At 58.7% G+C, this 10970-nt stretch carries 9 protein-coding genes, 1 tRNA gene and 1 rRNA gene; 5 read left to right on the forward strand and 6 right to left on the reverse strand.

Translation table 11 applies throughout. The features are described from left to right. Positions 1-67: 67 nt before the first annotated feature. Positions 68-1552, reverse strand: a 16S ribosomal RNA gene (locus tag M3O22_00885). 451 nt (positions 1553-2003) lie between these two features. On the opposite strand from M3O22_00885, the gene M3O22_00890 reads away from it, so the two are divergent. From M3O22_00890 to M3O22_00900, 3 genes are all read left to right on the forward strand, one after another. Continuing rightward, the gene (locus M3O22_00890) at positions 2004-2621 is read left to right on the forward strand and encodes an ATP-dependent Clp protease proteolytic subunit (GenBank protein ID MDP9195319.1); all 618 of its coding nucleotides are present in this window, start codon (positions 2004-2006) and stop codon (positions 2619-2621) included. 13 nt (positions 2622-2634) lie between these two features. Continuing rightward, positions 2635-4038: a dihydrolipoyl dehydrogenase gene (gene lpdA / locus M3O22_00895; protein MDP9195320.1), complete on the forward strand. Its 1404-nt coding sequence runs from the start codon at positions 2635-2637 to the stop codon at positions 4036-4038. Between the two features lie 244 nt (positions 4039-4282). Beyond that, positions 4283-4597: a hypothetical protein gene (locus M3O22_00900; protein ID MDP9195321.1), complete on the forward strand. Its 315-nt coding sequence runs from the start codon at positions 4283-4285 to the stop codon at positions 4595-4597. A gap of 297 nt (positions 4598-4894) precedes the next feature. Here M3O22_00900 and M3O22_00905 read toward each other — a convergent pair. Next, a tRNA-Val gene (locus tag M3O22_00905) sits at positions 4895-4969 on the reverse strand. Between the two features lie 12 nt (positions 4970-4981). After that, a complete protein-coding gene (gene rpsU, locus M3O22_00910; GenBank protein ID MDP9195322.1) occupies positions 4982-5185 on the reverse strand; it encodes a 30S ribosomal protein S21 in 204 nt (67 codons plus the stop codon). Positions 5186-5329: 144 nt separating this feature from the next. Between rpsU and M3O22_00915 the strand changes: the two genes are divergently transcribed. Both M3O22_00915 and nagA read left to right on the forward strand, forming a co-directional pair. After that, the gene (locus M3O22_00915; protein MDP9195323.1) at positions 5330-5941 is read left to right on the forward strand and encodes a COQ9 family protein; all 612 of its coding nucleotides are present in this window, start codon (positions 5330-5332) and stop codon (positions 5939-5941) included. Next, entirely contained in the window at positions 5938-7074 is a 1137-nt protein-coding gene (gene nagA, locus M3O22_00920) for an N-acetylglucosamine-6-phosphate deacetylase (protein ID MDP9195324.1), read from the forward strand. Before M3O22_00915 ends, nagA begins: the two co-directional genes overlap by 4 nt. Before the next feature lie 192 nt (positions 7075-7266). On the opposite strand, the gene M3O22_00925 is transcribed toward nagA, so the two are convergent. From M3O22_00925 to ald, 3 genes are all read right to left on the reverse strand, one after another. Continuing rightward, positions 7267-7992, reverse strand: a complete 726-nt coding sequence (locus M3O22_00925) for a hypothetical protein (GenBank protein MDP9195325.1) — start codon at positions 7990-7992, stop codon at positions 7267-7269. 671 nt (positions 7993-8663) lie between these two features. After that, positions 8664-9491, reverse strand: coding sequence for a hypothetical protein (locus M3O22_00930; GenBank protein MDP9195326.1), 828 nt, complete (start codon positions 9489-9491; stop codon positions 8664-8666). A gap of 171 nt (positions 9492-9662) precedes the next feature. After that, complete coding sequence (ald, locus tag M3O22_00935; protein ID MDP9195327.1) at positions 9663-10781, reverse strand: alanine dehydrogenase; 1119 nt, start codon at positions 10779-10781, stop codon at positions 9663-9665. Positions 10782-10970: the final 189 nt, after the last annotated feature.

Below are 10970 nucleotides of genomic sequence, written 5' to 3' on the forward strand. Positions count from 1 at the left end.
TCCGGAAAGAAGGAATGTGCCGGCGGCGGCATCTGCAGACGTACAGCCCTGCAGCAGGCTTCCCTAGAAAGGAGGTGATCCAGCCGCAGGTTCCCCTACGGCTACCTTGTTACGACTTCACCCCAGTCACTGACCCAACCGTGGCCGGCTGCCTCCTTGCGGTTGGCGGGCCGTCTTCGGGTTGAACCAGCTTCCATGGTGTGACGGGCGGTGTGTACAAGGCCCGGGAACGTATTCACCGCGGCGTGCTGATCCGCGATTACTAGCGATTCCAGCTTCATGCCCCCGGGTTGCAGGGGACAATCCGAACTGGGACGCCGTTTGGGGATTGGCTTGCCCTTGCGGGGTCGCTTCCCTCTGTCGGCGCCATTGTAGCACGTGTGTAGCCCAGCCCATAAGGGCCATGAGGACTTGACGTCATCCCCGCCTTCCTCCGGCTTGACGCCGGCGGTCCCGCCAGAGTGCCCAACTGAATGATGGCAACTGGCAGCAGGGGTTGCGCTCGTTGCGGGACTTAACCCAACATCTCACGACACGAGCTGACGACAGCCATGCAGCACCTGTGTTCCTCCCACCCGAAGTGAAGGACCTGATCTCTCAGGCCCACAGAGGACATGTCAAGGGCTGGTAAGGTTCTTCGCGTTGCGTCGAATTAAACCACATGCTCCACCGCTTGTGCGGGCCCCCGTCAATTCCTTTGAGTTTTAATCTTGCGACCGTACTCCCCAGGCGGGGTGCTTCACGCGTTAGCTCCGCCACTGATGCCGTAAGCACCAGCGGCAAGCACCCATCGTTTACGGCGTGGACTACCAGGGTATCTAATCCTGTTTGCTCCCCACGCTTTCGCGCCTCAGCGTCAGTTACGGGCCAGATGACCGCCTTCGCCACCGGTGTTCTTCCCAATCTCTGCGAATTTCACCTCTACACTGGGAATTCCATCATCCTCTCCCGTACTCAAGTCTTCCAGTCCCAGGTGCACTTCCCGGGTTGAGCCCGGGGATTTCACACCTGACTTGAAAAACAGCCTGCGCGCCCTTTACGCCCAGTAACTCCGAACAACGCTCGCCCCCTTCGTATTACCGCGGCTGCTGGCACGAAGTTTGCCGGGGCTTATTCTGCAGGTACCGTCATCATCGTCCCTGCCAAAAGAGCTTTACAACCCGAAGGCCTTCATCACTCACGCGGCATTGCTGGATCAGGGTTGCCCCCATTGTCCAATATTCCCCACTGCTGCCTCCCGTAGGAGTCCGGGCCGTGTCCCAGTCCCGGTGTGGCTGATCATCCTCTCAGACCAGCTAGAGGTCGTAGGCTTGGTAGGCCGTTACCCCACCAACTACCTGATCTCTCATGGGCCCCTCCAAAGGCGATAAATCTTTCACCCTCAGGTCGTATGCGGTATTAGCGGAAGTTTCCCTCCGTTATCCCCCACCTCTGGGCAGATACCCATGTATTCCTCACCCGTCCGCCACTCACCATTGCTGATGCGTTCGACTTGCATGTGTTAGGCATGCCGCCAGCGTTCGTTCTGAGCCAGGATCAAACTCTCAGGTTGAATGCAGTCCGACAGGCTTGCGCCTGACTGACTGATTTTAAGACGGGCCGCTTTTACGACACCTCTTCAACCATCGTTATCCTGAAAACAGATATAACGTAGCTTACCAAGATGCACATTTGGCGACCCTTTCAATGCCTGTCCACAGGACTGACACCACAGACGCCGCCGCCTGCACATCCCTTCTTCCATTACAGACCACAATGTCAAATGAACCGCCCCTGCGACACAGGTGTCTTTCGGGGGAGCAGGGTATGTAATCCCCTTTGGATCCGAAATCAAGGGGTAATTCGCAGTCTCCGTAAATTCCTTTTCCCGGTCTCCGGATTCAGAAGCGCAAAGGTCCCGCTTCCCGCGTTGACCATGGGTTCCGGAACGGTTAGGGTCCTTCCAGCATGGTTTCTATATATGACTCAGGCAGGAGATTTCAATGACAGACGCCCCTTTTTCCTTGCGCGCTGATGATGACGAAGACGACGACAAGGAAACTCCGGCTGCAAAGGAAAAGGAAGAGGCTGGACTGGTCCCTTCTCCCATCCAGAATATCCTGTTCAAAGCCCGGACTGTCCTGCTGTTCGGCGAAATCTCCTGGAAGGTGGCCCAGTCCACCGTGGCCCAGCTTCTGGCCCTGTCCGAGGAAGGCAAGGGCGACATCCGCCTGTTCATCAATTCCCAGGGCGGTCATGTGGAGTCGGGCGATTCGATCCACGACATGATCCGCTTTATCGGGCCAAAGGTGAAGGTGATCGGCACCGGCTGGGTGGCCAGCGCGGGCGTCCACATCTTCCTGGCGGCGAAAAAGGAAAACCGGTTCTGCCTGCCCAACACGCGGTTCATGATCCACCAGCCTCTGGGCGGTGCGGGCGGCAAGGCGTCCGATATCGAGATTGAGGCCCGGGAAATCCTGAAAATGCGCGAGCGGATCAATCGCGTCATCGCCCTCGAGACCGGCCAGCCCATTGAGCGTGTGGCCAAGGACACCGACCGGAATTTCTGGATGTCGGCGGAAGAAGCCAAAGCCTATGGCGTCGTCACCCACATCGTGGATTCAGTCAAAGACGTAAAATAACCAAGGCAGCCCTATGACAGACAAGAGCTATGACGTGGTGGTGATCGGCGGCGGACCTGGCGGCTATGTGGCCACCATCCGTGCTGCCCAGCTGGGCATGAGCGTGGCCTGCGTGGAAAAGCGCAAAACCCTGGGCGGCACCTGCCTGAACGTGGGCTGTATCCCGTCCAAGGCCCTGCTGACCAGCTCGGAAAAATTTGCCGAGGCGCAGCAGCATCTGGCCGCCCACGGAGTCGTGGTGAAGGATGTGAAGCTGGATCTGCCCGCCATGATGGGCCACAAGGACAAGGTGGTGAAGGACAATACCGCCGGCATCGACTTCCTGTTCCGCAAGAACAAGGTGGACCGGATTGTGGGCCACGGCCGCATCCAGGCTGCCGGGACGGTCGTTGTTGAAGGTGAAAAACCCCAGACGCTCAAGACAAAAAACATCATCATCGCCACGGGGTCAGAAGTGATGCCTCTGCCTGGCATCACGATCGACGAAAAGAAGATTGTATCCTCTACCGGTGCACTGGAACTGGCCGAGGTTCCGGAGCGGCTGGCCGTGATCGGCGGCGGCTATATCGGGCTGGAAATGGGATCGGTGTGGCACCGACTTGGATCAAAAGTCACGGTCATCGAGTTCCTGGACCGCATCCTGCCCGGCATGGACGGCGAGATCTCGAAAACCATGGAAAAGATCCTGGCCAAACAGGGCATGGCGTTCAGGCTGGGCACCAAGGTCACCGGCGCCACGGCCGGAAAGAAGGGCGTAACCCTGACACTGGAGCCAGCCAAAGGCGGTGCGAAAGAAACGCTGGAAGTTGACGTGGTCCTGGTGGCCATCGGCCGCCGTCCCCACACGGAAGGTCTGGGACTGGAAGCCGTGGGTGTGGAGAAAGATGACCGGGCCCGCATCAAAACCGACAGCCATTTCCAGACGAACGTGAAGGGCATCTATGCTATCGGCGACGTGATTGCCGGTCCCATGCTGGCCCACAAGGCTGAGGAAGAAGGCATGGCGCTGGCAGAAATGCTGGCGGGGCAGAAACCGCACGTAGACTACAACACGGTGCCGGGTGTGGTCTACACTTGGCCCGAGGCGTCGCAGGTAGGCCAGACCGAGGAACAGCTGAAACAGGCCGGCGTGGCGTACAGGGCCGGCAAGTTTCCCTTCTCGGCCAACGGCCGCGCACGCGCGATGAACGAGACAGAAGGATTCGTGAAAATTCTGGCCGACGCGAAAACCGACCGCATCCTGGGCGCCCACATTATCGGCCCGGACGCAGGAACCCTGATCGCCGAGCTGGTGGCGGTGATGGAGTTCGGCGGCTCGGCCGAAGACGTGGCCCGCACCTGCCACGCCCACCCCACCCTGAACGAGGCAGTCAAGGAAGCCGCCCTCGCCGTGGACGGACGCCCGATCCATACATGACGCGCCCTTAACCTCCCGTTAAGGGAATCGCGGCTAAGGTCATCGGGAATTTATCCATAAAGCAGGAGAAATCCCGTGTCCCTGAACCATGAACTTTTTTACAGCGGTATTCTTGTTACAGGCCGGGAAGACCTGAACTTCCTTTTCCTGAATGACCAGGATTCAGAAAACGCATATCAGGCTCTATGTAAACATTCCAGAGTAGCATGCATGCGCTCTCGGCTGTTTTCTTGGGCAATTCTGGATGAATCTGGCCGCAAAAACCCTGTTCAGTGCGACATCACACCCCATAGATTCTACTGATCTGAAGGTCTATCCATTTAAATTGCCCGAAAAAATACTTGATAGCCTTCTTCAGGATCCAAAAATCATCAGGGTTCAAAAGGAAATCCCGGACTTTCAGAGAATGGTGCAGGACCGGTCTGGCATCAAGCCCGAACCCGTCAGGAAGACAGACCATCCAAGATTATTTGAAATAGTTGCGAACATTGATCGCATCCGCGCCGAGCGGGATGCACGACCCGCTCCTGCTGCAAGGCCCGGTTCTCCAGAAACCTGAGAGAAGCGGGTGCATCCATCTTTCGTCACCCCGGCGCAGGCCGCGAGAACAGACAGGCATTGTCATCCTGAGCGACCTGTCTGCCGAAACCTTGGCGAAAGTGGAAGCGAAGGATCCTTCTTCAGCAAGAACAAAAAGATCCTTCAGTCGCTCCGCTTCTTCAGGATGACAAGCGGGCTGTGCATAGACTGCAACAGTCAGCCTCCGCCTTTCAGGCTACGGCGTGACAGCCTCGCTCTAACTCGCTTCGGTAGTCTGCGTTTTGGCTTGCCAGACCGTAGCCTGAAAGGCGGAGGCTGGTGGGCGCGACAGGGATCGAACCTGTGACCCCTACGATGTCAACGTAGTGCTCTACCGCTGAGCTACGCGCCCTGACCGGAAATCTCAATATCCCTCACGCTCGCTGCGCTTGCGCAGAAGCTTGCGGGTGCGGCGGATGGCTTCGGCCTTTTCGCGGGCGCGCTTTTCCGAGGGTTTCTCGTAGTTGCGGCGCAGCTTGATCTCGCGGAATACGCCTTCGCGCTGAAGCTTTTTCTTCATGACGCGCAGGGCCTGTTCAATGTTGTTGTCGCGGACGTGGATCAGCACGGTCTGTCGTTCTCCTGCATATTTTTCACATGGCTGCGCCTTCGCGCGACCGGAATTGTAAGGGCCTCTTCTACACGAAACTTCCCTGAAAGCAAAGATGATATACACTGTTTCCGTTTTCAGCAGGATAAAGACATAAAAGCCATGACCCCCGACAGCACGGAAATACACAGGAAAGACGCGGTTCTGCAAGCCGCCCTCCTCCACGCACCCTTTGATGGCTGGACCCGGGAGGTTCTGGACCGGGCGCTGGCAGACGCAGGCCACCCCGGCGAAGGTCCCCTGCTCTTTCCCCGGGGATCCATTGACCTTGTGGCTCATTTCTTCGACCACGCGACCCGTCTGACCCTGGACAAGGCGCCGGATCTGGCCGCCCTGAAAGTACGGGAGAAAATCGCCCTGCTGGTGAAAACCCGCCTGTCGGTGCTGGAGCCCTGGCGGGAGGCGGTGCGCCTCGGCCTGTCCGTGCTGGTCCGGCCGGACCACATGGCCACAGGCGTGCGCCTGCTGGCCGATACTGCCAGCGCTTTCTGGTACCTGGTCGGGGATAAATCCACGGACTACAACTGGTACACCAAGCGCATGCTTCTGGCGGGCGTCATCGGGTCTTCCACCCTGTACTGGCTGAACGACCGCTCTCCCGGGCATGTGGAGACCGAAGCTTTCATTGACCGGCAGATCAGCCGGGTCATGACCGTAGGCGCCTGGCCCGGCAAGCTGGCGGATCTGTGGAAGCGGGACAAGGCACACGCATGACACTGGCCCTGACCAACCTGCGCCTGTTCGATGGCGAGTCGCTGCAAGACGGCCTCCATGTGATTCTGGACAACGGCCGCATCGCTACCATCACAGATACAGTGCCGGCAGATATGGCCCGGGAGGACTGTGGCGGACACCTTCTGGCGCCTGGCTTTGTGGACCTGCAGGTCAACGGCGGCGGCGATGTGCTGTTCAACGATTCGCCTACGGTGGAGTCGCTTCAGACAATCGCAGCAGCCCACTGCCGCTTTGGCACCACCAGCCTTCTGCCTACTCTGGTCACCGATGCACCTGACAAACGCCGCAAGGCTGTGGACGCCGTGCGCCAGGCCATGGGTCAGGTACCAGGCGTGCGGGGGATCCATCTTGAAGGTCCCTGGATCAGCCCGAAGCGCAAGGGCGCTCACGATGCAACCCTCATGGCCACACCGTCAGAAGAAGACATGGCCCTGCTGGACAGCCTGCCCGGCACGTCCATGGTCACCGTGGCCCCGGACTGCATCTCCCCGGCCCTGATTCGCCGTATGGCGGACCGGAGCATCCGGGTGTCACTGGGGCACAGCGATGCCTCACACGCACAGGCACAGGAAGCCCTGAAGGCCGGCGCTGTGGCCTTTACGCACCTGTACAACACCATGAGTCCCCTGCATCACCGCGAGCCCGGCATGGTGGGCGCGGCGCTGGACAGCGAGGCCTGGTGCGGAATCATTGCGGACGGCCACCACGTGCACCCGGCGGCCATTCGCATTGCCTGGAAAACAAAGCCGCCCGGAACGCTGTTCCTGGTGACTGACGCCATGCCCCCCGTGGGCGGAACGCAGACATCTTTTACCCTGTACGGACAGCAGATCCGGGTCCATGACGGAAAGTGCACGACCCCTGAAGGCATCTTGGCCGGGTCTGCGCTGGATATGGCTTCAGCTGTGCGGTACTGCGTGAACACGGTGGGCATCCCCCTGTCCGAGGCCCTGCGCATGGCGTCCCTGTATCCCGCCACCCTTATGGGCTGGCACGACAGGATCGGCCGCATTGTTCCTGGATACGAGGCCGCACTGGTCCTTCTGGACAGCGATCTGCGGGCCATAAAAACGTGGGCGGGAGGATCCAGAAATCTGTATACAGAAACCTGAAGCCAGAAAACATCAGACCTCTTGCATAACCTTGGCAATCCTCAATCCTTCGACAGGCTCAGGATGAGGACTTCCTGTAACCCTGAGCCTCATGGTGAGTTTATCGAACCATGGCGAAGGGTGGGGCGGGAGGGTTCCTGAAACCAGAAATAATTCTGACTTCTGGTTTCTGTATACAGATTTCTGGATCTCTTACTGCGCTGTCGGGACGGACACTGGATAAAACACCCGACGAAACCGGCTCTCCGGATCTTTCTCGTCCCCGGACCACTCTCCGCTGAAATAGCTCCCGCCTGTAAAGGCCCCGCATTTCGGAGTTACACTGTCAGGATCCCTCCCGGAAGGAACCCGGGACGAACATACGACGTCCGCCTCCGGCTGCCCGGGAAAATGCATCAGGGACATATGGAGCCAGGCCCCCGGAACAGGAAAGGCTGCCCGGCAGACAGAAGGTCCGTCCGTCCTGTCTGAAAAAACATCTGTGGATTCACACAGGACAGGGCTGCTGACAGGCTTTCCCCCGTATACAATTTCTGCCGTTTCTCTTTCCGGGATCCGGAAAGAATCCTGCACAGGGGCCGGAGTTTCAGCCAGAAAGCCTGCATCGGGCTGGACGGACCCTGTGGTTTGCGGCACCGTTCCGGAGTCCCCGGGGTTCACCTCCACGCGGCCATATGCGGTATCCATGGTGCGTACCGGCAACAGCCCGGAAATGTCCGGTTCCGGCTGATCCGGGCTCTTCCGGACAGCCGTATCTGCGGGCGCGATGTCCGGGGTCTGCTTCTGATTCTTCTGATACCATACTGCTCCGATCACAATACAGACCCCCGCAAGGGCGAGGGGCAACTGTGTCCGGACAGATCCTCTGGCCCCGCGGTGGAGGGACTGGACTGAAGGATCACGGGAAGGAACAGACATCCGGCATCTCCTGGATCATGTTTTCCGATGCCGGAGTGTCAGCGACGGTTTTCCTTTCAGCAAGAAAAATGGGATCCGGTCCTGTGCGAGCAGAGATGTTTTTATTCCTTGATATGAGGTATTTTTACTTATATATAGAGGCGGTCTGCCTTTTCAGGCAGTGTTTATCGCGCCGTAACTGCGAAAGCAGCGACGGCGGAGGTTCGTTGACATTGTGGATACGACGACACCCACCACCCCGCTTCCGGGCGGGGGACAGCACACGCCCTCTTTCATGCCATCCTGAGCGAAAGGCTGCCACAGGCAGCCTGAAGCCGAAGGATCTTTCTTTCAGAAAAGAAGATCCTTCAGTCGCTGCCGCTCCTTCAGGATGACAAAATCAGGGAAATGGACTCCCCCTCAACAGGCCGGATGACGGACAGAATGTTTAAAAATGATAAGGTTTGCTTACACATTCGAAATGCTGACCACTGCACTGCTTGCCGCAAGCGTGCAGTTAAAGGGCCAGAAACCCGGAATGACGCCATATTCCAGACAGCACGGGTGTGCAGTTACAGTGCAGTTATGGTGGGATTATGGTGTAACCGGGTGCAGTCAGGCTGAACCGGAAACCGGGAAAACCCTGTACAGGCCCCCCGGCTCCGTCCGGCAGAGGATCAAGGATTCAGCTGTTACGGCGCGCCTGGTTTCCTGGGAACAATGGCCGCTATGTAGTTTGCCCTCAGTTTTTTGCCAGCCTCGACGGCGCGCTCGCCGGCGTACACAATGCCCGCCAAGGTAACGCCTCCGGCGGCTCCTGCAATGGCTGTAGGAATAACCCTCACCGTGCCCAGAACTGCATCCAGGCCGTGCTGGCGCCGCAAACGGCCTATCCCCCAAGCGGCCAGAAGGCTGAAGGCTCCCCACGCAGCCCAGTGTGCGTTTTCTTTTTTAAGAAGGGTTCTTCCCAGATCCGCCGCCTCACGGCCCGCCTGGGCCCATGTCTGGCCACTGATAAGCGGGTCCGCAGTGGCAAATGTGCTAGCGGTCCTTCTTATCCTTTCATCAACTGTGTCCAGAGGTCCCATGATTTCCAGGGCTTTGACAAATTCCGGTTTCTCGACACCCCCGTTGCGAATGCGGGTCGCTTCCCGGGCATCGGTTGTGACTTCGCCCACGCTGGCAAACAGTCTTCCCACAACATCCCCGACAGCAAGAAGCGCGCAGAGCGCCGTAACCCCGGCTGCAACAAGCCCGGCATTTCCCGTGGCACTGGTCAGAAGACTGGCCCCCTGGACTGTCCAGCGTTTTGCCCGGGAGGGTTCTATTCTCATGGTCACGTTTCTGTGTGGATCAGCAAGGACATTCAGGCCTTCCGGGCCTCTGTCGACATGGGCCTGATTATGGGTATGAAACGGCCGTCCTCGCAGCCAGCGGGCAAACTGGAAAAGGACGGACGCATTGCCCTGCATGTGCTGTGCGGCAGCTGCCTGCTGCTTGTGCTGATGTCCGTTTGCCATGGCGTCTGTCTCCGGCAAGAGTGGCTCTTACCCGAGCATAATCCACGAAAATAGTTTCAGAAACGTAAACGGGGGCCGGACGGCATAAAAAAAGGTGGGGGCCCGTGCACAGGGGCCCCGGGATGACGCCTGCCATGAAGATGATGGTGCTGCGCGGGCTTCCGTTCCGGGTTATCCCGTCAGCAATCCTGTCGCCGGACTGTAGTTCTCGTTCAGGGCCTGTGCCACGGCTGCGTGGGTAATTTTACCCCGGAACACGTTCAGGCCATTCATCAGGTGGACATCATCCAGCAGGGCCTTTTTCCAGCCCTTGTTGGCCAGATCCATGACGAAAGGCAGAGTGGCGTTGTTCAGTGCAAACGCGGACGTGCGGGCCACCGCGCCAGGCATGTTGGCCACGCAGTAATGGACCACACCATCCACAATATAGGTGGGGTTCTGATGTGTTGTGGGCCGGCTGGTCTCGAAACAGCCGCCCTGGTCGATGGAAATATCCACCAGGACCGAACCCTTTTTCATGCGGCTGACCATATCTTTGGTAACCAGTTTCGGCGCCGCAGCCCCTGGTACCAGAACAGCCCCGATCACCAGATCAGCGTTCAGCACCTCGTGCTCGATGGCGTCCGCGGTTGCATAGATGGTCTGCAGATGGGAGCCGAACTGCAGGTCCAGCTCGTACAGGCGCCGGGGCGACCTGTCGAACACCTTCACGTTGGCACCCAGGCCGATGGCCATGCGAGCTGCGTTGGTGCCGGACACGCCGCCACCCAGAACCACCACGTTGGCGGCCGGGACACCCGGCACCCCGCCCAGGAGAATCCCGGCGCCGCCCTGGCCCTTTTCAAGGCAATGAGCACCTACCTGAACGGACATACGGCCGGCCACCTCGCTCATGGGAGCCAGCAGGGGAAGACCGCCCGCGGGACTGGTAACGGTCTCATAGGCAATGGCTGCACAGCCTGACTTCATCAGGCCCTTTGCCTGATCAGGATCCGGGGCCAGATGCAGATAGGTGAACAGGATCTGGTCAGAACGCAGAAGGGCAATTTCCTGGGCCTGGGGCTCCTTGACCTTGACGATCATATCACTGGCAGTAAAAACTCCGGCCGCATCGGGAAGAACTTTTGCGCCGGCCTTCACATAGGCTTCATCGTCAAAGCCGATCCCCTCGCCCGCACGGGTCTCCACCACAACCTGATGGCCGCTGCGAACCAGTTCGTGGACACTGGCCGGCACCAGACCCACACGATTTTCCCAGGTCTTGATCTCTTTCGGAATTCCGACGCGCATATGGATATTCATCCCCTGTTGTGGCTGTGCCGGAGAATCTGCTCCTGTTCCCGGCTTCGGGCAAGAGGGTGTTTCTTCAGGCAAAATGCATGAATTATTTTCACGGGCAGTCTGTACAGTCAGTCTCGAGAAAGTACTCATCCTGCAAGGGGAAAATTTCATGACGAAGACAGTACATGCTGCAGAAAC

Source organism: Pseudomonadota bacterium, from assembly GCA_030775045.1.
Taxonomy (GTDB): Bacteria; Pseudomonadota; Alphaproteobacteria; order JALYJY01; family JALYJY01; genus JALYJY01.

Excerpts from the sequence above, each read along its gene's own strand:
- lpdA (MDP9195320.1), top strand. The coding sequence starts at position 2,635 with ATGACAGACAAGAGCTATGACGTGGTGGTGATCGGCGGCGGACCTGGC.
- M3O22_00900 (MDP9195321.1), top strand. The coding sequence starts at position 4,283 with ATGAATCTGGCCGCAAAAACCCTGTTCAGTGCGACATCACACCCCATA.
- M3O22_00915 (MDP9195323.1), top strand. The coding sequence starts at position 5,330 with ATGACCCCCGACAGCACGGAAATACACAGGAAAGACGCGGTTCTGCAA.
- nagA (MDP9195324.1), top strand. The coding sequence starts at position 5,938 with ATGACACTGGCCCTGACCAACCTGCGCCTGTTCGATGGCGAGTCGCTG.
- M3O22_00925 (MDP9195325.1), bottom strand. The coding sequence starts at position 7,992 with ATGTCTGTTCCTTCCCGTGATCCTTCAGTCCAGTCCCTCCACCGCGGG.
- M3O22_00930 (MDP9195326.1), bottom strand. The coding sequence starts at position 9,491 with ATGGCAAACGGACATCAGCACAAGCAGCAGGCAGCTGCCGCACAGCAC.
- ald (MDP9195327.1), bottom strand. The coding sequence starts at position 10,781 with ATGCGCGTCGGAATTCCGAAAGAGATCAAGACCTGGGAAAATCGTGTG.